At 73.7% G+C, this 22,078-nt stretch carries 19 protein-coding genes and 1 pseudogene; 14 read left to right on the forward strand and 6 right to left on the reverse strand.

Annotated features, from left to right (window positions below; translation table 11 throughout):
- Nucleotides 1-6 precede the first annotated feature (6 nt).
- Together B124_RS32005 and B124_RS32010 are read left to right on the forward strand one after the other, a co-directional pair.
- Complete coding sequence (locus B124_RS32005; RefSeq protein ID WP_496506513.1) at nt 7-1,758, forward strand: sugar ABC transporter ATP-binding protein; 1,752 nt, start codon at nt 7-9, stop codon at nt 1,756-1,758.
- Nucleotides 1,755-2,819 carry an ABC transporter permease gene (locus B124_RS32010; RefSeq protein ID WP_496506514.1) on the forward strand — a complete coding sequence of 355 codons (1,065 nt, stop codon included), beginning with the start codon at nt 1,755-1,757 and terminating at the stop codon, nt 2,817-2,819. The genes B124_RS32005 and B124_RS32010 overlap by 4 nt, the downstream gene beginning before the upstream one ends.
- 396 nt (nt 2,820-3,215) lie before the next feature.
- Here the strand turns inward: B124_RS32010 and B124_RS32015 are convergent, their stop codons facing one another.
- Complete coding sequence (locus tag B124_RS32015) at nt 3,216-5,183, reverse strand: collagenase (protein ID WP_496506531.1); 1,968 nt, start codon at nt 5,181-5,183, stop codon at nt 3,216-3,218.
- A 324-nt stretch (nt 5,184-5,507) separates the two neighbouring features.
- Between B124_RS32015 and B124_RS32020 the strand changes: the two genes are divergently transcribed.
- The 9 genes from B124_RS32020 to B124_RS32060 all read left to right on the forward strand — a co-directional run bounded on the left by B124_RS32020 (nt 5,508) and on the right by B124_RS32060 (nt 16,215).
- Complete coding sequence (locus B124_RS32020) at nt 5,508-7,289, forward strand: sigma-70 family RNA polymerase sigma factor (RefSeq protein WP_496506515.1); 1,782 nt, start codon at nt 5,508-5,510, stop codon at nt 7,287-7,289.
- Nucleotides 7,290-7,399: 110 nt separating this feature from the next.
- Nucleotides 7,400-8,284, forward strand: a complete 885-nt coding sequence (locus tag B124_RS32025; RefSeq protein WP_496506516.1) for a helix-turn-helix transcriptional regulator — start codon at nt 7,400-7,402, stop codon at nt 8,282-8,284.
- A gap of 68 nt (nt 8,285-8,352) precedes the next feature.
- A complete protein-coding gene (locus tag B124_RS32030; RefSeq protein ID WP_496506517.1) occupies nt 8,353-9,060 on the forward strand; it encodes a Crp/Fnr family transcriptional regulator in 708 nt (235 codons plus the stop codon).
- 99 nt (nt 9,061-9,159) lie between these two features.
- Complete coding sequence (locus B124_RS32035) at nt 9,160-10,011, forward strand: nucleotidyl cyclase domain-containing protein (RefSeq protein WP_496506518.1); 852 nt, start codon at nt 9,160-9,162, stop codon at nt 10,009-10,011.
- Complete coding sequence (locus B124_RS32040; RefSeq protein ID WP_496506519.1) at nt 10,004-12,475, forward strand: hypothetical protein; 2,472 nt, start codon at nt 10,004-10,006, stop codon at nt 12,473-12,475. The genes B124_RS32035 and B124_RS32040 overlap by 8 nt, the downstream gene beginning before the upstream one ends.
- A 30-nt stretch (nt 12,476-12,505) precedes the next feature.
- Nucleotides 12,506-13,732, forward strand: coding sequence for a hypothetical protein (locus tag B124_RS32045; protein ID WP_496506520.1), 1,227 nt, complete (start codon nt 12,506-12,508; stop codon nt 13,730-13,732).
- A gap of 41 nt (nt 13,733-13,773) precedes the next feature.
- A complete protein-coding gene (locus B124_RS32050; RefSeq protein ID WP_496506521.1) occupies nt 13,774-14,415 on the forward strand; it encodes a Pycsar system effector family protein in 642 nt (213 codons plus the stop codon).
- Between the two features lie 34 nt (nt 14,416-14,449).
- Nucleotides 14,450-14,938, forward strand: a complete 489-nt coding sequence (locus tag B124_RS32055) for a MarR family winged helix-turn-helix transcriptional regulator (protein WP_496506522.1) — start codon at nt 14,450-14,452, stop codon at nt 14,936-14,938.
- Nucleotides 14,935-16,215, forward strand: a complete 1,281-nt coding sequence (locus B124_RS32060; RefSeq protein ID WP_496506523.1) for an MFS transporter — start codon at nt 14,935-14,937, stop codon at nt 16,213-16,215. Before B124_RS32055 ends, B124_RS32060 begins: the two co-directional genes overlap by 4 nt.
- Nucleotides 16,216-16,679: 464 nt before the next feature.
- Here B124_RS32060 and B124_RS32065 read toward each other — a convergent pair whose 3' ends face one another.
- Nucleotides 16,680-16,877: a hypothetical protein gene (locus B124_RS32065; protein ID WP_496506524.1), complete on the reverse strand. Its 198-nt coding sequence runs from the start codon at nt 16,875-16,877 to the stop codon at nt 16,680-16,682.
- A gap of 321 nt (nt 16,878-17,198) precedes the next feature.
- Between B124_RS32065 and B124_RS32070 the strand changes: the two genes are divergently transcribed.
- Both B124_RS32070 and B124_RS32075 read left to right on the forward strand, forming a co-directional pair.
- Complete coding sequence (locus B124_RS32070) at nt 17,199-17,615, forward strand: hypothetical protein (protein WP_496506525.1); 417 nt, start codon at nt 17,199-17,201, stop codon at nt 17,613-17,615.
- A gap of 14 nt (nt 17,616-17,629) precedes the next feature.
- Nucleotides 17,630-17,848 carry an alpha/beta fold hydrolase gene (locus B124_RS32075; RefSeq protein WP_496506526.1) on the forward strand — a complete coding sequence of 73 codons (219 nt, stop codon included), beginning with the start codon at nt 17,630-17,632 and terminating at the stop codon, nt 17,846-17,848.
- A gap of 309 nt (nt 17,849-18,157) precedes the next feature.
- On the opposite strand, the gene B124_RS32080 is transcribed toward B124_RS32075, so the two are convergent.
- The 3 genes from B124_RS32080 to B124_RS32090 all read right to left on the reverse strand — a co-directional run bounded on the left by B124_RS32080 (nt 18,158) and on the right by B124_RS32090 (nt 21,266).
- Nucleotides 18,158-19,036: a discoidin domain-containing protein gene (locus tag B124_RS32080; protein ID WP_496506527.1), complete on the reverse strand. Its 879-nt coding sequence runs from the start codon at nt 19,034-19,036 to the stop codon at nt 18,158-18,160.
- A 51-nt stretch (nt 19,037-19,087) separates the two neighbouring features.
- On the reverse strand, nt 19,088-20,713 hold the full coding sequence (locus B124_RS32085; protein WP_496506528.1) for an alkaline phosphatase D family protein: 1,626 nt from the start codon (nt 20,711-20,713) through the stop codon (nt 19,088-19,090).
- Nucleotides 20,714-20,918: 205 nt separating this feature from the next.
- Nucleotides 20,919-21,266 (reverse strand): MerR family transcriptional regulator, encoded by a 348-nt coding sequence (locus tag B124_RS32090; protein ID WP_496506529.1) that lies wholly within the window; start codon nt 21,264-21,266, stop codon nt 20,919-20,921.
- A gap of 346 nt (nt 21,267-21,612) precedes the next feature.
- Here B124_RS32090 and B124_RS32095 point away from each other — a divergent pair, with 346 nt between their 5' ends.
- A complete protein-coding gene (locus tag B124_RS32095) occupies nt 21,613-21,840 on the forward strand; it encodes a hypothetical protein (protein ID WP_496506530.1) in 228 nt (75 codons plus the stop codon).
- Here B124_RS32095 and B124_RS32100 read toward each other — a convergent pair.
- A pseudogene (locus tag B124_RS32100) lies at nt 21,824-22,078 on the reverse strand (IS110 family transposase); the annotation flags it as partial. The gene B124_RS32095 and the pseudogene B124_RS32100 sit on opposite strands and share 17 nt — an antisense overlap.

The following is a 22,078-nucleotide window of genomic DNA, read 5'->3' on the forward strand; positions in this document are numbered from 1 at the left end:
GGCGGCATGCACGTCGCGCTCGACCGGATCGGCAAGGCTTACGGCGGGATCCCCGTCCTGGACGGGGTCTCGCTGAGCCTGCCCGCGGGCCGGGTGGTCGGGCTCGTGGGCGAGAACGGGGCGGGCAAGAGCACGCTGGCCCGGGTGCTGTGCGGGGCGGCGCGGGCGGACCGGGGGCGGGTCCTGGTGGACGGGCGGGAGCTGCGGCTGCGCAGCCCGCGGGACGCGCTGGGGGCGGGGATCGTGCTGGTCACGCAGGAGGGGGCGGTGGTGCCGGGGCTGAGCGTGCTGGACAACGTACTGCTGGGGTCGGGGACGGGGTCGGGGACGGGGTCCGGGTCGGGCGGCGGTCGGTGGCGCGGGGGTCGGCGCGGGTTGCGGGACGGGGCGGCGGAGAGGCGGCGGTACGGGGAGCTGGTGGCGCGGGCGGGGTGGCGGGGCGGGGGTGCAGGCACCGCGGGCGGGTACGCGGACGTCCCGGAGGCCGTCGGCCCGTACACGGAGGGCCCGTACACCGGAGCCCCGGACAGCCTGGACACGCTCAGCCCGGACACGCACTGCCGGGACACGCTCAGCCCGGACACGCACTGCCGGGATGCGCTCAGCCTGAACGCGCTCAGCAACGCGAACTGCCCGGACACGCTCAGCCCGGAGGCCGTCGACGCCCCGGATCCGTACGCCCGCGTGGGCGATCTGCCCTTCCCCGCCCGCCAGCGGGTCGAGTTCCTCCGCGCCCTCGCGCACGACGCGCGCGTCGTCGTCCTCGACGAGCCCACCGCCGCACTCGCCGAGGCCGACGCCGCCCGGCTGCTCGCCACCGTACGGCGGCTGGCGACGGACTCCGGCATCGCCTTCGTGCTCATCTCGCACCGCCTGGACGAGGTGCTCGCCACCTGCGACACGGTCACGGTGCTGCGCGACGGGCGGCGCGTGACGACGGTGCCCGCGGCCGGGACGACGCCCCGGGACCTGCTGCACGCCATGGTGGGGACACCGGTCGCGACGCTGTACCCCGAGCCGGCGCCGGTGCGTCCGGACGCGCCGGTGGTGCTCGCCGTACGGGGGCTGTCGCGGGGGCGGACGGTGCGGGACGTGAGCCTTGAGGTGCGGGCGGGCGAGATCGTCGGGCTGGCGGGGCTGGCGGGCAGCGGCCGTACGGAGACGCTGCGGGCGGTGTTCGGCGCGGACCGCCGCGACGGCGGCGAGGTGACCGTCGCGGGCCGCCGGGTCACGGGCGTCGCCGGCGCGATGGCACTGGGCGCGGGCCTGATCCCGGCGTCGCGCGCGGAACAGGGGCTGGTGCTCGTCCGGTCCACCACCGAGAACCTGGCGCTGGCCAGCCTGGCGGACCGGCGCCGGCTGGGCTTCGTACGCCGGGACGCGGAACGCCGTACAACGGGCGCCGCGGCGGACCGGCTGGTCATCCGCGGCGCGGGCCTGGGCCGCCCGGCGTGGACGCTGTCGGGGGGCAACCAGCAGAAGTCGCTGTTCGGGAAGTGGCTGATCCGCCGCCCGCGGCTGCTGCTGGCGGACGAGCCGACGCGCGGCGTGGACGTGGCGGCGCGCACGCAGATCCACGAGCTGCTGGCCGAGTTGGCGGCGGAGGGGGTGGCGGTGCTCGTCGCGTCGTCGGACGTGGAGGAGGTGCTGGGGCTGGCACACCGGGTGCTGGTGATGCGGGAGGGGCGGGTGGCGGGGGAGTTTGCGCGGGGGACGGCGGGGGCGAGGGACGTACTGGGGCTGGCGGGCCTGGGATGAGCGACGGGGTCGGGGGCTCGACGGGGCAGGACGGGGCGAAGTGCAGGACCGGCGGGACTGACGGGGCTGACAGGACCGGCGGGGCTGAGAGGACCGGCGGGACCATTGCGGCAGGCACCCGCGGCGGGCTGGAGATCCGCGACTACGGGATCGTGGCCGCCCCGCTGCTGCTGGCCACGGCCCTCTCCTTCTCGACGGACACGTTCCTGACCTCCGGCAACCTCGTGAACGTCCTCGACCAGGCGGTGGTGATCGGCCTGTTGGCGTGCGGGCTGACGCTCTGCATCACGTGCGGGATGTTCGACCTGTCGGTGAGCGCGGTCCTCGCGGTCAGCGCGATCGTCGCCGTGGAGACCACGCGCGCCGCGGGCGTCCCGGCGGGCTACGCGGCGGCGGTGGCGACGGGCACGCTGATGGGCACGGCGACGGGGCTGGTCACGGTGGCGTCCCGGGTGCACTCGTTCATCGCGACACTGGCGCTGAGCATCGTCTACCGCGGCCTGGCCGTGATCCTCACCGGCGGCGCGATCGTCTACCCGCACACCGACCAGCTCGACTCCTTCGCGGAGTTGAGCAGCCCCACGGTCCTCGCCGACGTGACGGCGCCCTCGCTGCTGCTGCTCGGGGTGGCGGCGGTGTGCTGGCTCCTGCAGTCCCGTACGACGCTGGGCCGCAGCATCTACGCCATCGGCGGCAACCCGGAAGCGGCGCGCCTGTCGGGGGTCAGGACGGACGTCGTACGGGTGGTCACCCTGGCGCTGAGCGGGACGTGCGCGGGGCTGGCGGGGCTGGTGATGGCGACACGCAGCGGCTCGGCGCAGGCCGACATGGGCACGCTGCTGGAGCTGACGGCGATCGCGGCGGTCATCATCGGCGGCACGAGCATCCTCGGGGGCGAGGGGGCGATATGGCGCACGCTGATCGGGGTGCTGCTGCTGGGCCTGATCTCGAACGGCTTCAACCTGCTGGGATGGAACCCGACGTACAAGCAGGCGATCGAGGGGATGCTGATCCTGACGGCGGTGACGGTGGACCAACGCTTGCGCGGCTCAAGACGGTAAGCGGGCGCCCCACCCCACGCCCCCCTCACACCCACCCAAGGGTATGCGCCCCCACCGACAACGCCGGTTGACCACAGCAGCGGGGGGCGGCAACCCGGCCCGGTGAACGCCACCGTGACAAATGCGCGGCAACCCGGCCCCGAAATCAGGCCAAATCGCCCACACGGCCCGCCTTTTGCCCAACGAGACGCACCCAACCGCCCGGAGAGCGGTGGGCCGGGCGCGGCGAGGGCCGGGCGGAAGTCCGCCCCCGTACCCGCAACACCAGTGCCCCGCCCGTCAACCGCGGGCAGGGCACCGGATCGCGCCACATCGCTCCCTGTCTGCCCCGGAGGCTCCCCCGAGGGCTCCCCGGGACTTATCCGGGGCTCCCGGGACTCCCCGAGGGCCCCCGGTCTACCCCGCCGCACCCCCTCCGCAGTCGCCCGTCGCGCACCTGCTCAGCCACTCCGCGAAGTCCGCGTCATAGCGGTTGCCTATCGTGCCCGTCAGCAGCGCCCGCGCCGCCTCCCAGTCGCCCGTGCGGTAGTGCCCCAGCAGCGTGGCCACGTCATCCGGGTGCGACTGCAGGAGGTAGCGCACCGCCAGATAGCCCCACTGGTAGGTGCGGGTGGTGTTGGTGTTCTCGTACGTGGTGTCGAAGAGCGTGCTCAGGGCGTACGTGTTGTTCGCCGCCTCGGCGATCGCGTCCTCGTTGGGCAGGTCGCGGTACGCGTACGACACGTACTCCGCGAAGCCCTCGACCCACATCACCGTCGGGGTCTGCATGTTCTCCTCGAAGTCGCCGTACATGTTGAAGCGGCCGTCGAGGTAGTGCGTGTACTCGTGGTTGAGGTTCCAGATCTCGAAGTCCTCCGCCCACTCCGCCCGGTAGGCGATGAACCGCGGCAGGTTGCCCTCCTGGGCCGGGTCGCCCTCCAGGTACATGCCGCCGTTGTTGGTGTCGATGCCGAAGATGACGCCGGCGTACGTCTGGTAGTCGAGGCTGGAGTCGAAGGCGACGACCTCCAGCTTGGTGTTGTGGTCGTCCGCGACGGGGCCGTTGTCCTTGGCCACGCCGTGGAAGAACTCGTCCTGCCCCAGCATGCTCGTGCAGGACTGCGCAAGCTCCTCGTCGGTCAGCTCCTGCGCCACGATCTCCAGGGTGTCGGCGCACGTGTGCGTCACCGGCAGCACCGCCTCGCGTACGCGCTCCTGGAGGTTGCACGTGCCGAAGAAGTCGCAGTTCTCCGCGTCGAAGGCAGCCGTCATCTCCGCGACGCCGACCCACAGCGCCGCCGTGGCGGGGTCGTCGAGGGCGGTGGCGTCGAGCAATGCCTTGGCCAGCGGGCGGACCGCTTCGCGGAGCTGGTCGTGCTGGAGGAACCGGCCCAGTTCGCGGCCGGCGTTGGTGGTCAGGAACTGCTTGTCGGTGCCGATGAGGTCCATGTGGTTCGTGGCGAAGTCCCGCAGGAGGGTGAGCAGGCTCTGGTCGGCCGCCACGGCGTCGATGAACTCCGGCATCCAGTTGCCGCGGAAGATCACGGTGTACGTGCTGTTGACGGCGTTGACCATCCACCAGAACTCGTCGTACGAGGAGTCGTAGCCGGTCAGCAGCTTCTTGACGACCTCCAGGTAGCGGGGGTTCTCCATCGCGCTGTCGATCAGGACGACCGACTCGGAGAGCGTCTGGCCGTTCGCCTCCGTCACGTCGTACGCGCGGGGCGAGGCGAAGAAGGCGTCCAGACCGCCCTGGATGGCGGTCTTGAGCGCCGGGCCGTACTCGCCTACGCCGTCGGGGTCGCCGTACTGCACGTAGTAGCCGGCGCGCAGGTACAGCACGATCTGGGTGATCGACGCGCTGTTGTCGCCCTGGTACGACGAGGCGGTGTCGCGGTAGGCGTTGGCCACCGTGACCATCTGCGACTCCTGGAAGAGGGCGCGCGCGTCGGGGCCGGTCACGGAGAAGAGCGTGTTGATGCAGGCCGTCTCCGATGCCTTGATCTGGTCGACCAGGGCGCTGCCGGTCTTGGAGGCGAAGTCGCTGACGTTGCAGCCGGCCACCCCGGCACCAGTCTCAGCACCGGCCTCCGCGGTACGGGCCAGCCTGCGCGCGGTGGCGTCGGCGGCGGCCTCCTGCGGCGGGAGGAGGGTGGCGTCCGCCCGCGGCTCGGCCGCCGTCGTCGCCGGGTCGCCGGGCGCGAGGGCGGCGGCGAGGGCGGCGGGGGTGGCCTGCTTCGGGGCGGGGGCCGGCGTGGCCGCCGCGGGCGCGCGGCCCGGCGCGGCGGTGGTTCCGGCGGTTGCACCGGCGTTGGCTCCGGCCGTTGCTCCAGTGGCTGCTCCGGCGGCGGGGGCGATCAGCGCGTACCCCGCCCCCAGACACATGACCAGGGCGGCCACCAGAAGGGACAACCTCGTTCTCGGCATGGGGGGTTTGGCTGTCAAGAGGGCCTCCGAGTTCGCGTACGTTCCGCGTGTGCAGGACAGCCGCGAGCCTCTGGCTGTCATGCACACGAGGCTTGGTGCCATGTAAAATTACACACGTCACATGGCGAACCAAGGCCCCGGCCACCGCGGGCACTTGCACTTTTGCCGGGCGAACTCCCCGGCCGCATAACGGATCCGCATCGTCGCGGGACGCGCCGCCCGCGGCCCGCTCTCCCCTGACAAGCGTTCTTTCGCCCTCACCTCCCTCATGGAATGAGCGCCATGTCCGAAGGCCCGACCGCCCTTCCCGCGCCCGGCGCCGCCGCCGGCGACGCCGACCTGACCGCCCTGATATGCGACGGGCGCCCCGGCACCGCCGACGCGGCGCTCGACGAGCTGTACCGGCGGCACCGCGCCGCCGTGCTGGCGTACGCGCGCAGTTGTACGCGGGACCCGCACACCGCCGAGGACCTGGCGTCGGAGGCGTTCGCGGGCGCGCTGCGCGCCGTGCGGGGCGGCGGCGGGCCGGAAGGACCGTGGCGGCCGTACCTGCTGACGACCGTCCGGCGGACGGCGGCGGCGTGGTCCCGTACCGCCCGGCGCACCGAGCTGTCGGCCGACTTCGAGGGCTGGCTGACACGGACGCCGACGGTGGAGAGCAGCGAGGAGGGGACGCTGCGCCGCGAGGACGCGAACCTGGTGCTGCGCGCGTTCCGCAGCCTGCCGGAGCGGTGGCAGACGGCGCTGTGGCACTCGGCGGTCGAGGGCGAGTCGCCGGACCGCATCGCGCCGCTGCTGGGCCTGACGGCGAGCGGCGTCGCCTCGCTCACGGCGCGGGCGCGGGAGGGGCTGCGCGAGGCGTATCTGGCGGAGCGCGCGGGGGACGCCGGGGCGCCGGCGGAGTGCCGGCACTACACGGGGCTGCTGGCCGCGGCGGTACGGCGCGGGGGGCGGCGGCGCGATCAGCGGGGGCTGGAGCTCCACTTGGCGGTGTGCCGGCGGTGCCGGCGGACGAGCGCGGAGCTGCGGGAGCTGAACAGCTCGCTGAGCGCGGCGCTGCCGGCGGGCCTGCTGGTGTGGACGGGGGCGTCGTACGGGGGCGGAGGAGGGAACGGGGCTGGTGGGGCGGGGGGTTCGGGGTACGCGGGCGCAGGCAGCGCCACAAGCACAGGCACCGCCAGCACCGCCAGCACCGCCAGCACCGCCAGCACCGTCGGCTCCGCCACCGGCGGAGCCACCTCCGCCACCTCCACCGGCCTCGCCGCCGCCGTCAAAGCCGCCGCCGTCGGGGCCGCCGTCCTCGCCGTCGCCGTCACCGGCTACACCACCCTCCCCGGCGGCGGCGACCCCCCGCCGCCACCGCCCGCCCCCACCGCGACGACCGCCGCCCCCACCCCCACCGCCGAGCGCAGCAGATCCGCGGACGGGGACCACGCCCCGGACGACCCCCCGCCCACCGCCTCCGCCGACCGCACCGCGGGCGGCTCCGACTCCGCCCGCGACGCCAACGGCGGCCCCGACCGCGGCCCCACCGCCTCCGGCGAGCCGCCCGCCGGCGACGCAGACGCCGACGCCGGTCCCCCGCCCGTCTGGTCCCCGCCCGCCGACGACCGCACCACGCTGCCCGTCGCCGCCACCGGCCGGTGCATGGACATCGGCGCCGCCGCGGGCGCCCAGCCGTACGAGGCGGACTGCGACGGCGCCCGCAGCCAGCAGTGGGAACTGCTCGTCTCCCTCCCGCCCGTGCAGGAGGTACGGATCCGCAACTACGCGACCGGCATGTGCCTGACCCACTCCGGCACCGATGCCGACGGCGCCCCGGTCAGCCAGCAGCAGGGCGCCTGCGAGTCCGACGCCCCCACGGCCCACTGGAAGTACTTCCTCGAAGGGGAGGACAAGGTCATCTTCACCCAGCGGGACTCCTCCGGGCAGTTCCTCGGCCTCGACGACTGGCGCGCCGCAGCCGCAGGACAGCCGCACGCCCCGGACATCGGCACGACGGCGAACTACGAGGCGACCGCCTCACTCCGCTTCCGCTACCGGGGGCCCGCCTTCGGCTACTGACGAACGGCCACCGGAAACCTTGGTAAAGCAACGGTAAAATCGCGGGACCGCCGGGCCCGTTCGCGCTCTCCCCTTACAGGAACCGATCACCGAGTCCGTACGGGAGAGCCATGAGCAGTGCTGCACGGCTCGACGTCGAAGGCGCCGACTGGGTCCCGGGATCCGAGCGCCGGCAGCGGTGGCGGCGGCGTCCGGTGCCGACGCTGGTACAGCGGTCGGCGGGTGTGGCCTGCACGGCCCTCGGCGTCCAGGACCTGCCCCCGTGCGACACGGGCCCGCGCGTGGTGCAGGGCCACTTCGCGCTGGTCCTGCTGGCGGGCGCCGGCTGGTTCTCCCGGGACGGCCGGGAGCGGGTCCGCGTGGCGGCGCCCGCGCTGCTGTGGCTCCTGCCCGGCGTCCCGCACCGCTACGGGCCCCACACCCCCGCCTGGACGGCGGCCTTCGCCGGCTTCACCGGCCCCGCCGTGACCGCCTGCGCCCGACGCGGCCTCATCCCCGCCCCCGGCGAAGGCGTCGTCCCCCTCGCCACGGGCGCCCCCGCGCACCGTACGATCCGCAAGCTCGCCACCGTCTGCAACGAGACCGAGCCCGCCTACGCCGCCACCTCCGCCGCCGGACTCCACGAACTCCTCGCCGCCCTGCGCCGCTCCCGCGCCACCGGGCCCGCGCAGCCCCCGCCGGTCGTCGAGGAACTCGCCGGCGCCGCCCACCGGCCGGTCTCCGTAACCGAGATCGCCCGCAGGCTGTCGCTGCCGCTGGCCGAGTTACGCGAGGAGGTCCAGTACACGGCCGGGTGCAGCCCGAAGGACTTCGTCCTCGGCACCCGGCTGAACACGGCCAAGGAGCTGCTCGCCGCCACGGACCTCAAGGTCGCCGCCATCGCCCGCCGCGTCGGCTACGCCGACCCCGGGCACTTCACCCGGCTGTTCACCCGCCGGGTGGGCGTCCCGCCGGGCGCCTTCCGCAGCAGGCACGGACCCCACCCCATGCATTGACGCGCGCCTGCCCGTTCCCTAACGTGCTGTCGTTTCGGGGCGGGTTGGTCGGGGTTCGGGGGGTCGGCTTGGGTCTCATCGAACGGGAACGGCCCCTGCTCGACGGGTTACGGCCGGACGAGCGGGCGGCGCTGCTGGCGCTGGGCGTACCGCGGAGCTACGCGCACGGCGACGTGCTCCTGCCGGAACGCGCCCCCACCTCCTACGTCGTCGCCCTCCTCCGCGGCTGGACGGCCGTGTCCACGGCCACCGAGCGCGGCCACCGGCTCATCCTCGCGCTGCGCGGCGCCGGGGACCTGGTCGGCGAGATGGCCGCCGTCGACCGCCGGCCGCGCAGCGCCACCGTGACGGCGCTGGGACCGGTGGACGCCGTGGTGATCCCCGGCGACCGGTTCCGCGGGTTCCTCGGCGCCAGCCCCGCGGTCAGCGCGCTGGTGCTCAAGCAGCTCAGCTCCCGGCTGCGCAGCTCCGACGGCGAACGCCGCTCGCTGGCCTCGGAGAACGTGCTGCAACGGCTGTCCGTACGCCTCCTGGAGCTGGCCGCCCGCACCGGGCGCCGGCACGCCGACGGCAGCGTGACCATCGACCTGCCGCTGCCGCAGCACGACCTCGCCGCCTCCGTGGGCTCGACCCGCGAGGCCGTCGCGAAGGCCCTGCGGCTGCTGCGCGAGCAGGGCATCGTCCGTACGGCGACCAGACGGCTGGTCGTCGTCGACACGGAGCCGCTGCGGCTGCTGGCCGGGGACGGCGACGATGCCGCGGGGCCGGTTGTGTAAACGGCTACATACACCGGGGCCCGGCAGGGCCATCCTGAGTACACAGCGGCAACGCAGCACCGCAGCAGGGCAGTTGGAGCGTCATCCGAGGGGGACCGAGTGAGCGTGAGCGGGGACGGGGCCGTCCACCGGCTGGTAATCAGCGCGGACATCAAGGGCTCGGGGCGCCTCGGCCACCGGGGCAAACTCCGGGCGCGCCAGGGGATGTACGAGGTCTTCGACGCCGCCTTCGCCGCCGTGGGGGTGGGCCCCGACCGGGTGCACCTGGAGGACCGCGGGGACGGCGTGCTCGCGGCGCTGGCGCCGGAGGTGCCGCCGGCGGCGCTGGTCGGGCTCTGGCTCGAAGAGGTCCACCAGGGGGTGCGCGAGCACAACGAGGGGCTGAGCGAGCCGCTGCGCTTACGGATCGCGATGCACGGCGGGCCCGTCGGCGACGACGGCAGGGGGCTGGTGGGCCGGGCGGTCGACCTCGCGTGCCGGCTGTGCGACAGCGAGCCGGCGAAGGCGATCCTGGCGGCGGACGACGACGTGTACGTGGTCTTCGTGGCCTCCGACGTCCTGTTCCGCTCGGTGATCGCCGAGGGCGGCAGGTTCGTGGAGCCGGAGCACTACCGGCCGATTCCGGTACGGGCCAAGGAGACGGACGAGGTCGCGTGGTTCCACGTACCGCGCCGCACCGCACCGCCGTGGCCGCCTGCGGGGCCTGAGCAGCCCGCGGCGCCGGAGCGGCCCGTACCGCCGGAGCAGCCTGTCCCGACCGCGGCGCCCGGGGGGCGGCCGGGGCAGGCGCCGGCGGCGGGGTCGGAGACGGCATCGGGGGCGAAGTACCAGATCACCGTCCACGGCCAGAACCAGATCGTGGACGGGGCTCAGGTGCACGGCGACATCGTCGGGGTGCGCGTCACCGGCGGCCGGAACGGCGGCACGGAGGGGGCGGAACGCGGTGAGTGACGGCGGCGGTTCGACGGGTTCGGGCGGGCGGAGCAGCGGCGGAGGCGCCGGTGCCGGTGCCGGCGCGGGGCGCAACGGGAGCGGCGGCGGCCCGGGGCGGGGCGGAGGCGGCGGCCAGGGCGGCGCAGGCGCAGGCGGCGGCAGGCAGGGCGGCGGCGACGGCGGCGCAGGCGGCTCCGGCGGCAGGCAGGGGCGCGGCGACGGCGGCGGGGGCAGCGGCTCCGGCGGGTCGTCCTCCGACGACGGCCGGCTGCGCGGCGCGGCGCGCTCCGGCCCGTTCGCGGAGCGGGCGGCCGAGGCCGGCGCGGACGACGCCGTACGCCAGGCGCGGGCCAACTTCGTGGACGTACACGGCCGCAACGCCATCGTCGACAGCAGCCACGGCGACGTCCACCTCGGCGACCACCACTACTACACCTCCGCCCGCGCCGGCCTGCCGCGCCTGGTCTCCGGCGCCGTCCCCCGCGACGAGTTACGGCGCCTGCGGCTCGTCTTCGAGGAGCCGCCCGGCTACCCCGAGCTGCGCGAACTCCTCCAGCGGCAGCGGCTGATCGCCCTGTGCGGCGACCCGGGCAGCGGACGCGGCTACGCCGCGCTCTCCCTGCTCGACGAGGTCACCCGCGGGCAGGTCGAGCGGATGGACCCGCGCACCGAACTCGACCGGATCGCCGAGTCCGACCTCGCCGAGGGCCGCGGCTACCTCGTGGAGATCGCCGACCAGGCCCCGGTCGCCCCGCGCCGCCACCCCGACGACGAGCGCGACCGGCCCGAGCGGGACCGCCGGGAGACCGCCGAACTCCCCGCCGAGCTGCACCTCGACCGGCTCGGCGCGCTCCTCGCCCGGCGCGGCGCGTACGCGATCCTCGTCGTCGGCACCGACGGCGCCGGCGACGAACTCCTCCGCGGGCGCTACGGGCACCTCTTCAAGACCGCGTCCGCCGACGGCATGCTGCGCCGGCACCTCGCCGCGCTCCTCGGCCACGCCGAGGAGGAGCCGCTTGAGCAGGCGCTGGCCCTGGCGCGGCGGCCGGACGTCACGCAGGCGCTCGGGCTCGACCCGCTGCGGCCCCACGAGGTGGAGTCGCTGGCCCGCCTGCTGGTCGCGCGGCTCGGCGAGGAGTCCTCCGACGACGAACTCCTCGCCGAGCTGCGCACCTTCGCCCACGCGCAGGCGCGCGCGTGGTTCGCCGCCGCCGGTCGGGCCGCGCCGCGCCGCCGGGACGCGGTCCCGGGCGCGCTGCGGCAGGCGGCGTTCCGTACTGCCGTGGCCGTCTACAACGGCTCGCCGTACAGCGTCGCCGCCTCGGCGGCGGAGCAGTTGGCGTGGGAGTTCGCGCAGGCGGCGGAGCCCGGCCGGGAGCCGGGGCGGGTGCTCTTCGCCGACCACGGCCGGGCGCGGCTCGCGGCGGCGCGGGCCGAGCTGTTCACCGGCTACGTCACGTTCGCCGACGACCGGCGGCTGGACACCCGCAACGTACGGCTCCAGGGCACCGCGCTCGCGCGGGCGGTCCTCACGCACGTCTGGGAGGACCACCACACCGTACGCGGCCCGCTGTGCCAGTGGCTCCGTACCCAGTGCGCCGACGAGCGGCCGGTGGTGTGGGTGCCCGCCGCGATCACCGCGGGCGCGCTGTGCACGCTCGACTTCGCGTACGCCCTGGAGGAGATCGTGCTCCCGCTGGCGTCCGACGAGTTCGTCCAGCAGCAGATGGCCGCCGCGACGGTCCTCGCCGAGGCGGCGGCGCTGAGCGACCCGGTGCGCGTGGTCGTGCGGCACACCGTACGGGGGTGGGCGCGCCAGGACGACGACGCGCGGGCCGCCACGGCGGCCCTGGTGCACGGCTTCGGCACCGCGGAGGAGTCGGTGTCCGCCTCCCTCGACGAGCTGGGCCGCATGGCCGGCACGCTGTACGAGGGGATCGGGCTGGACTACGCCGCGCTCAGCGCGGCCCGGCTGCTGGCCGGCGCCGAGCCGGAGACCGTGCTGCGGCGGCTGGGCGCGTGGATGGGCGACCGGCGCACCAGCCACCGCAACCTCGCGCTGATCACCGTGGACAACATGGTCTCGCTGCGCACCTCCGGCCTGTGGGGGCTCAGGGACGTGCCCGCCCTGAGGGCCCACGGCCGCTGGCCGCTCACCGCCGCGCTGCTGGCCGGCAGCCCGCAGCACACCCGGATGCTGGCGGACCTGGTGTGGTGCGGGCTGGACACGGCCAGATCGCGGGAGGGGCTGCAGGAGTCGATCGCCGACTGGATCCGGGAGGCGGACGACGACCCGCACCTGCTGGACGTCCTGTGCGACTTCCTGCCGCGGGTGATCAGCAGCGCGGACGACGCCGCGCGGCTGGGCAACCTCGTCCGCCGCCTGGAGCGCGACCCGGACGAACCGGTGGCGCACGCCACCGTGGGCAGGCTGCGCGAGGCGATCGCGGGGCGGCCGGCCATGACCGTACAACCGGACTGATCCGGCCCGCCGGACGAAACGAGGGATCCGATGACCACCCAGCCGCCGCAGGCCCCCGTGCCCGCGCCCCTGCCCCCGCCCGCGCCCGTACCCCCGGCCGCGCCCGTACCCCCGGCCGCGCCGGGCACCGGGAACGGCTGGCGGACGGGGCTGACGCCCGCCGCCCCCGCGTCGAAGACACCGCCCGACCGGCCCGCGGCCAGCCAGCAGTTGGCCGGCCCGTTCCGGCGCGAGTACCGCCCGGAGTGGCCGTACAAGCACCCCAGCGCCCAGGTCGCGACCGTGCTCTACTACCGCGGCCGGCCGGCGCGGACCGTGCACCCCGACGGCGGCGTGGGGTTCCTGCTGCGCTGGTGGTTCCCCCGCCCGTACACCGCCTTCGAACTGCAACTCGGCTGGCACACCGTGTCGTTCGCGGCGGAGCTGCCGGCGAAGGAGCACGGCCGGACCTTCCCCGCGAAGGTGGACGTGCGCTGGCAGGTGAACGATCCGCAGCTCGTGGCGCGGTCCCAGGTCACCGATGTCGCCGCGCTGCTCGTGCCGGAACTGGAGCAGCGGCTGCGCGACGTGTCGCGCGACTGCTCCATCAACGACGTGGAGAAGGCCCGCGACGCGGTACGCGCGGAGCTGCGGGCGCTGAGCCAGAGCGGCTCGCCCCTGGGCAGCCACTTCGGGCTGGGCCTCGACGTGTTCGTGACCATCTCCGTGGACAAGCTGATCCAGGACCACGGCAAGAGCCTCGGCCAGGTGCGGTACCAGACGGACCTGGAACAGCTCAAGCACAAGCTGCAGGGCCTCAGGGACGACAACAAGCGGAAGCTGATCCGCAAGTGGGCCGACGACTTCCAGGGGGCGGTGTCGCGCGGCGACGACGCGGTGATGGCGCAGATGATGGCGCGGAACCCGGAGGACCAAGCGGCGATCCGGCAGATGTTCAGCAAGGAGCGGAAGGAGGAGCGCCAGGACGGCATGGAGCTGATGTCGCGGCTGATCGACGGCGGGCTCCTCGAACGCTGGGAGCTGGGCGACCAGGCCATGGTGGTGGTCGAGTTCCTGCGGGAGGGCACGCGCCGGGTGGCGTACGACTCGCTGCCGCAGCAGGCGGGCGACGGCGGGGGTCCGCGGCGGATGCCGTACTGGGTGACGGGGGGCAGCGACTCGGCCGACTCAGCCGGCTCGGGCGACACGGCCGACTCGGGCAGCTCGGGCGGCGGTGCGCAGGAGTCGCCGGATGCCGACCAGGAGACGACGGACTGACGCGAGCCTGAGGACAGGCTGACGAAACGGGAGGCGGAACGATGCCGGCCCCGGACACCCCACCACTGAGCCCACCGCACGCGGCGGACGCAGGGCCCGCGCCCGCGACTGGCCCGCCGCCGCCCCCACCGCCCGCCTTCTGGCCCGTCCCCCCGCCCGCCTCCCCGCACCTCTCCCCGCCCGTGCCGCCCGCCGTCCCGCTGCTGTCCGAACCGGGCGCGCGGTTCGTCGCCGAGCGGCTGCTCACCACCCTCCGCGAGGAGATCGCGCGCGCCGACACGAAGGCGGCGGTCCTGCTGTCGAGCAGCGTGGCCCTGCCCACGCTCGCCTTCCCGGCGGCGCACGCGGGCGTCGGCTCGGGCCCGTTGGGCGTGGCCGGGGTGCTGCTGTGGCTCGCGGGGATCGTGATGCTGACCATCGTCACCCTGCCCCGTACGCGACGGCGGCCCTCCGCGCACGCGGGCCCGTCGCCGACCGCGCTCCACCGCGGCACCGGCCGGGGCGCCGGGCGGTGCGACGCGGCGGCTGCGGTGGTGGCGGCGGGGCGGGATCCGGGGCGCTGGCTGCTGGAGCAGTCGTACGACCTCGGGGCGATCCTGGCGGCCAAGTACCGCTGGATGCGGTGGGCGGTGGGGTGTCTGGTGGCGGGCGGGGCGATGACGGCAGCGGCAGCGCTCCTGTGAGGAGGGATTCTCACAGCGCTGTTATATTAGCGCTGTGACATCTCCGGATCCCACGAAGCTGCCCGACCCGTGGCAGGACCTCCACGCGCTGCTGGCCTCCCTCGACACCGAGATCGAGCGGGTCTACGCCGCCCGCGGCATCGAGGGCGTACGCCCCCGGTTCGCGTATCCGCTGATCCGGCTCGCCCACACCGGGCCGCTGACCATCCGCGAACTGGCCGAGTCCCTGCACCGCTCGCACTCCGCGGTCAGCCAGACCGTCGCCGCCATGCGCAAGGAGGACCTGGTCACCTCCGAGCCGGGCCCCGACGCCCGTACCCGGCGCATCGACCTGTCCGAACGCGGCCGGGCGCTCGTGCCGTTCCTGGAGGCGGAGTGGCGCGCGACCCACGCGGCGGTCGCCGAGCTGAACGGCGAGCTGCCGTACGCGATGACCGCGGTGGTGAACGACGTACGGGAATTGCTGGCACGCCGGTCGATGCGCGAACGGATCGAGGACCGCCTCACCGAGCCACCCCGATGAGGCGGCGCGTCCACTTCCTCGACACCCGCCCGCTGCGCAGCAGCCCCGCGTTCCGCGCCCAGTGGATCGGCGCGGCGGCCTCCCAACTCGGCGCCCAGATCACCCTCGTCGCCGTACTCGCCCAGGTCTGGGACCTGACGGGCAGCCCCGTCGGCACGGGCGCCATCGGCCTGGCCACGGGCCTGCCGATGATCCTCTTCGGCCTCCTCGGCGGCACCCTGGCCGACACCGTGGACCGCCGCGCGCTCGTACGGGCCACGACCGCGGGCCAGTTGCTGGCGGCCGGCGCGCTGTGCGCCCAGGCCCTGGCGGACAACCGCAACGTCGTCCTCCTCCTCGCCCTGGTCGCTCTCGCCACGGCCTTCTCCGCCCTCGGCGCCCCCGCCCGGCGCACCTTCCCGGTCCGCCTGCTGCCGGCCGACCAGGTGGCGGCGGGCATCGCCCTGAACACCGGCTCCTTCCAGGTCGCGATGCTCGCAGGACCGGCGGCGGCCGGCCTGATCATCGCCCGCTGGGACGTGGCCGCCGCGTACGCCACCCAGGCCGCGGCGATCGCCGTTGCGATGGCCACGGTCTTCCGACTCCCGGCGATGCGCCCCGAGGGCGTACGGGCGAAGGACGGCAGACGCCGGGCCGAACGCGGCGGCTGGCGCGTCGTCCTGCACCGCCACACCCTCTGGGGCTCCCTGGCCACCGACCTGTCCGCCACCCTCCTCGCGATGCCCATCGCACTCTTCCCCCTCGTCAACGAGGTCCGCTTCGACGGCAACCCGCAGACCCTGGGCCTGTTCCTCTCCGCCGTCGCCGTCGGCGGCATCACGGCGGGCCTGCTCTCCGGCACGGTCACCCGCTGGCCCCGCGGCGGCCTGGTCCAACTGACCGCAGCATCCGTCTGGGGCCTGGCCCTCGCCTGCTTCGGCCTGGCCGGCCCCCTCTGGCTGGCCCTGACCTGCCTCGCCGTGGCGGGCGCAGCGGACACGGTCTCGGTCGTCACCCGCAGCGCCCTGGTCCAGCTCGAAACCCCGGACGCCTACCGGGGCCGGGTCTCGTCGGTGGAACACGTCATCGGCGTAGCGGGCCCCGAACTCGGCAATTTCCGCGGCGGCCTCATAGCCTCCGCCACCTCGGCCACGGCCTCCCTGGTCACGGGCGGCCTGGCGGCAACGGCGGTGATAGCGGCAATAGCCGCCACCAACGCCCCCCTCCGCGCCTACCGCACCCCACCCGCGGACCGGAAGGCCCCGGCCGCCCGCAAGGCCCCTGCTCCGTGCGACTAGCAGCCATTCAGGCCGGACCAGAACGAATACGGGTGAGTGGTGCCGCCCGGCGGCAAGTCCAGTGGGCCGTCCGCCTTCCGCGGCCGCGCGGTCTACGTCGACTGAAACGTCGTCGACCATGACGAACCCCGACAGTGGCGACGAGAGCGCACGCGACAGCGCAATGGCACGCATCGAGCGATTCCTGCAGACGGCAGGCTCTGGATTCCAAGCCACCCAGCAGCTACTGGGTCTCCTCAACTCCTAGTTGACACAGCGCTGTGCGCAGGAACGTCACCGGCTGCGTTGTCAGGCTGCGTCTACGGGCAGCCGCCCGCCCCGGCGGATTCCCTTCTGCAGCTTCTGTCCTTCCTGGTCGGTCAGTCTGCGCACCCACACAAGCTCGGCCACCACAACCCCAGCGACCGGGATGGACGTCACGGCCCTGACAACCGCTGACCCGGCGAAGGCAGGCGGCCACACCACTAGCTGCCCCACGCCATGTTGGCCGCGGCCACGCACAGCACGAGGACACCCCCCACGCCCTGGACGGCCTTGGCCCAGCCGGGCATCTGCTCACCCCGCCGCGCCGCCGAACGGGCCGCGCTGAAGGCGGTCAGGAGCAGGACGATCGCGACGGGACCGAACACGATGGACAGCCAGTCGACTTGAACCGGGGTCACGGGAGTTCTCCTTCTGCGCGTCTCGGGGACGGTCCGTCATCGTCGGCGAGATCGCCCGGGACCGGTCCCGGGGGCGGATCCGAGGCAGGCCGGGCCCCCACTCGGATAGGGTGTGCGCCCGCGTCAAGAAAGGGCCTGGTACGCCTCATTCGACAAAAGTCGGGCCACGTGGGCGATTTGACATACTTTCGAGCGTGGGTTACCGCGAGTCTGTCCCGACGAGGCGCATCCGGGACGCCTCGGCGCGGGGAGCCCGGATCGAGTGGGTGCCTCCGTGGCTTCGGTAGCCTGCTGCCACCTGTGCGTCGGGGGGAGCCGAGCGTGGAGAACATCCTGTCTGTGGCTTTGGGGGCCGCCATCGGCGTCATAGGGGTCGCGTTCGGCTCTTGGTTCACCGCCCGCCGGCAGGACCGCATGTGGCTGCGCGAGCAGAAGCTGAAAGCCGGGGTCGCCTTCAACACGGCCGTGACGCAGCTCATCGACTACCTGCGCGACACACGGCTCAGTGACGACGGCGCCGGAGCCAACGAGTTGGCTGGCCGGATGCAGGAGGCCCGCTCAGCCCTCTACCTTCTGTGCACTGACGACACCACCAGGCTCGCCGAGGCTCTCGCGCGTCGCGTCTGGAACTCCCGGCCCAGCGAAGGAAGAGACGACCGCAGAGCCGAACACAAGGAGACGCTGCAACTGCTACGCCGCTTCACGCTCCAGCTCAGGCAAGAGATCGCCAGGACGTAGTCCCAGGTGGTTCGTTGCGCGGACCGCAGTCGTGCCCGCCCTCGCCCGGCCATGTCCCGCAGGACGGCATCGCCGAACTCGCCCGCCGCATCCCCGGCGGGCGAGTGGTCACCATCCCGGTGGGCCACCTGATCCACGACGCAGCGCCGGGGGCGTTCACCGAGGCGGTTTCGGCGTTCCTGGAGGGGACTTCGGTCCCGCCCGGCAGGGGCGGGAGCGGTCGCAGGTCGTGACGTAGGGCGACCTGGAAGGGCTACGTGCCGGCGTCGGCCCGTACTCGTCTCGCGGTTCCTCCAGGAGGCGGGGCCCCTGGACCTCGGGCCGCCCGAGCACAGCCACTGGCCCGAGGACGGCGAAGCCGGTGGCACCGTCTGGGTGCGTATCGTTGAGCAAAAGTCGGGTCGCGTGGGCGATTTGACCCGGTTTTGAAGGCAGGTTGCCGCGCATTTGTCACGCTGGCGTTCGGGCCCCCACCCCGGACCGCCGCGCCAGGTGCTGGCGTTCAGGCGCGGCGGTCGGCGGCGGCCTGCCCGGCGGCAGCCTTACCGGGTCGGGGTCGCGACCAGGTTGATCTCCGCGGCCGAGGCATAGCCCCCGTATCCGTCGAGGGCCACCAGCCGGATGAACCGGGCTCCCCCTGCCTCAATGTCCGCCGCGTGCTCGTTCTCGTCGGCGGCCCACGTGCCCCGGCCGACCTCGGTGTACGTCTGGCCGTCGGTGCTCGCCTCGATGACGTACTCGGTGATGCGGCCGTTCGAGTTGCCGTCGGTTCTCGGCAGGTACCGGAGCTGGCTGACGTCGTGCGTGCCGTTCAGCTCCAGGGTGATCGACTGCGGCAGCTCGTCCTTCGCCGGGGTCCACTGGGTGTGCCAGAGGGTGCCGGGGTCGCCGTCAACGGCCTTCTCGGGGCCGTTGGCCGCGGACGTCTGGGCGCTGGTGGCGGTCGCGTGCAGGTCGTCTCCCCGGAGGCAGACCTGCCCGGGTTCGGCGGTGACCAGGACCGGCACCGTTGTCGGGCGTGCCTGCGGCTGGTCGAGCGTGAGCTTGTAGCGGCCGGGATCGGTCCCTTCGGGCATCGTGAGGTTCAGGCCCACCTGCTTCTCGTAGCCCGGCGGGAGGTAGGTCGAGATCATCTCCAGGGAGGTCTCCGCCCCTTCGGGGGCTCGTACGAAGACCGTTGCGTAGAGCGGGTCCTGGTTCTCGTTGGCTACGTTGACCGTGGTGGATCCGCGCAGGCAGGGGCCCATCTCGATCAGGCTGGGGGATGCCGTCACGGTCGCAGCCGCCGAGCCCTGCGCGGCGGCTTGGCCGGGTCTGACCGCCTGGGCGGTCGCGGTCGAGGCGATCACCACGGCGATCCCGGCGATACCGCCGATCACGTGGAGGCGGCGCCTGGCGGACATGGTGGGTACGACGCTCATCTGTGTCTCTTCCTTCCCACTGCGGGCTTCGGGCTTCAGGCTTCGTTCCGGTCAGACGGTCTGGAGACCGCGCCGGCCGTTCTCGACGACGAAGCTGGCCCGCGTGGAAACCGGCGCGCCCTGCGTGGTGACGTACGGGACGATCCGGTAGTCGGACCGCCAGGTCTCGCGGTCCAGCGCGCAGCGCACGTAGCCCCGCTGGTAGTTCGTGAACGCCATCTGCGGGTTGAGCCGCAGCAGCGTCTCGCCGAACGCGGTCTGCTCGGCGCCGTTGCCGCCGGACGAGACGGAGGTGCCGAGGAACTCGGACGCCACCACGGGCGACGCCGGGTCCTCCGCGTCGAGGAGGACGTCGGCCGCCATGTTGTTGTGGTTGTCGCCGGTCAGGACGATCGGGTTGCTGACGTTGCGCTGGACCATGCCCTGCAGCAGCCGGTCGCGGGCCGGGGCGTAGCCGTCCCACAGGTCGTGGTGGTAGGCGGTGCCGTCGTCGTTCTGCTTGTAGCGCGTCATCACGACCTGGTTGGCGAGTACGTTCCAGGTCGACGGCGAGTTGCCGAGACCGTCGAGCAGCCAGCCCTCCTGCTCGAAGCCGAGCATGGTGCGCGACGGGTCGAGCCGCTCCGCACAGCCGATGACGGCGGTGCCGTGGTTGTTGCAGGCGTGGGTCGAGCGGTACTGGCGGCCGTCCAGTACGAAGAAGGTGGCGAGGTCGCCGAAGGCGAACCGGCGGTAGAGGTCCATGTCGGGGCCGATGGGCGCCCGGTCGGGGCGCATCGGCATGTGCTCCCAGTAGGCGCGGTACGCATTGGCGCGCTGGGTGGCGAAGTCGGTCTCGCTCATGCCCGACCACTCGTGGAGCGTCGCGTAGTCGTTGACGACCTCGTGGTCGTCGGGGGTGACGAGCCACGGCGCGCGGGCGTGCGCTGCCTGGAGGTCGGGGTCGGCCTTGTAGATCGAGTAGAGGTTCCGGTAGTCGTCGAGAGTCCGGGCCTGGCCGATGAAGCGCTCGTCGACCGGGACGTTGCGCGCCCCGCCGGTCGCGTTGATCCCGGACTCGTAGATGTAGTCGCCGAGGAAGACGACCAGGTCGATGTCCTCCTCGGCCAGGTGCCGGTGTGCGGTGTAGAAGCCGCCGTGCCACGCCTGGCAGGAGGCGAAGGCGAAGTTCAGGCGGTCGAGGCGGCGGTCGGGAGCGGGTGCCGTCTTCGTACGGCCGACCGGGCTGATCTCGGCGCCGGTCCGGAAGCGGTAGAAGTACTCCCGCCCGGGCTCCAGACCGCGGGCGTCGACGTGGACGGTGTGGGTGTACTCCGGCCGGGCGGTGGCCGTGCCCTCGCGTACGACCTGGCGGAACCGGTCGTCGGTGGCGACCTGCCACTGCACGGCGACCTTGCGCCACGGCATGCCGCCGAACATGTCGAGCGGCTTCGGTGCGATACGCGTCCAGAGCACAACGGCGTCGGGCAGGGGGTCGCCCGAGGCGACGCCCAGGCCGAAGGGGTTTTCCATCCCGCCCGAGGTCGACGGCACCAGGGCGGGAGTGCGTGTCGCCCCGTGCGCCGTTCCGGCGCCGGCTGCCGCCACTCCCGTCGCGAGCGCCGCCGCGCCCCACCCCAGTACCCCGCGTCGGCTCAGCCCGGACTCGTCCTTCTCACCTGCGTGTGTGCGGCCCATGTCGGCCCACCCCCAGTAGCTCGGATCGCCGGTTGCGATAGGTGCATGAGCCAACTGGTGTTGTGTGTGGGGCAGATGACGCAGGAGGGGTGGGGTCAGAAATCTCTGGCGAACAGGAGCATGCACATGCAACGGGTGGACGGGGCCCGGCGCGCGGCGCGTTCCGGAAGTTCTTCGGAGTTGGTTCAGCCGTGCCGGAGGGCGATCAGGCGCGGCGGTCTGCGGCGGCGGTGACGATCTCGTCGAGGCGGGCGAGGGCCGCGGTGTACTCGTCGATCTGCCTGCGGATACGGGCCCGTTCGGCATCGAGCATGGCGCGCTGCTCGGCGGTGGTCGTGCCGGTGTCGATGCACGGAAGCAGCTCGGCGATGCGGCGGCTGGGCAGGCCGGCCGCGTAGAGCTGCTGGAAGAAGCGGACCCGGTCGACGGCGTCGTCGGCGTACTCGCGCTGGCCGCCGGGGGTGCGGGTGGGCGCCAGGAGGCCCTGCTCCTCGTAGTAGCGCAGCGCCCGGACGCTCACTCCGGACCGCCGGGCGACCTCTCCGATACGCATGCGCGCGTTCCCCATTTCCCGCCGGATCCGGACCGGCGCAGGACCTGCACCTGACGTCAACGGCAGGTCTCCCAGCGTACGGCACGACGGCTCCCCCGGGCACGGCTCCGCCGACCGGGCGCGTACCCGCCGCGTCCGGGTGGGGGCCGGTGGCGGCTCTGCTCGGCTGAGGCCGGGAGATCCCTGGCCGCGCCCTCGTCTGCCGCCTGAAGGTCACCGGCTCCACGGCGACGGTCGTCGACTGCGCGCCGATGCCGGCCAATCGAGGCCGTGGCGTGCGTGCCGGGGTCCGCCGACGCCTTTCTGGGCACGGACGACGAGAACCTCGGCGGATACGAGTTCGCCGTTGCTGAGGATCCCGCCGCCGCTGCTGACCACCGCGATGCGCGGCACCCTGCCGCCGCGGATCCTGGAGTGCACCACCAAGGACCACGCCAACGCCGAGGAATACGCCGGCCTCGCGGCCCACCGCCGCACTCTCGCCGCCGAGGAGTGGCTATGCGACCTCGAAGCCCACCCGCACCCGTCCTACCTGAAGGAGCTTCCCAATGCTGATGTCAAGCCGCTGCCGTGACGGGTGGTGTGGCTTCGTAGCACGCTCCGTCGCGGATCATGGCCCACAGGACGTTGACGCGGCGGCGCGCGAGCGCCAGCAGCGCCTGCTTGTGGCCCTTGCCCTCGGCTCTCTTGCGCGCGTAGTACGCCTTGGAGGCTGGGCAGCCCTTAAGACTGGAGAGCGCGGAGAGGTACATAGCGTTGAGCAGGCCGCGGTGAAACCGGCGTGGTCTGCGGAGGTTGCCGCTGACGCGGCC

Source organism: Streptomyces sp. CNP082 (genome assembly GCF_059570535.1).

Coding starts and splice junctions, on each gene's coding strand:
- B124_RS32060 (WP_496506523.1), top strand. CDS start 14,935: ATGAGGCGGCGCGTCCACTTCCTCGACACCCGCCCGCTGCGCAGCAGC.
- B124_RS32010 (WP_496506514.1), top strand. CDS start 1,755: ATGAGCGACGGGGTCGGGGGCTCGACGGGGCAGGACGGGGCGAAGTGC.
- B124_RS32005 (WP_496506513.1), top strand. CDS start 7: ATGCACGTCGCGCTCGACCGGATCGGCAAGGCTTACGGCGGGATCCCC.
- B124_RS32020 (WP_496506515.1), top strand. CDS start 5,508: ATGTCCGAAGGCCCGACCGCCCTTCCCGCGCCCGGCGCCGCCGCCGGC.
- B124_RS32085 (WP_496506528.1), bottom strand. CDS start 20,713: ATGGGCCGCACACACGCAGGTGAGAAGGACGAGTCCGGGCTGAGCCGA.
- B124_RS32080 (WP_496506527.1), bottom strand. CDS start 19,036: ATGAGCGTCGTACCCACCATGTCCGCCAGGCGCCGCCTCCACGTGATC.
- B124_RS32050 (WP_496506521.1), top strand. CDS start 13,774: ATGCCGGCCCCGGACACCCCACCACTGAGCCCACCGCACGCGGCGGAC.
- B124_RS32045 (WP_496506520.1), top strand. CDS start 12,506: ATGACCACCCAGCCGCCGCAGGCCCCCGTGCCCGCGCCCCTGCCCCCG.
- B124_RS32090 (WP_496506529.1), bottom strand. CDS start 21,266: ATGCGTATCGGAGAGGTCGCCCGGCGGTCCGGAGTGAGCGTCCGGGCG.
- B124_RS32025 (WP_496506516.1), top strand. CDS start 7,400: ATGAGCAGTGCTGCACGGCTCGACGTCGAAGGCGCCGACTGGGTCCCG.
- B124_RS32015 (WP_496506531.1), bottom strand. CDS start 5,183: ATGTGTCTGGGGGCGGGGTACGCGCTGATCGCCCCCGCCGCCGGAGCA.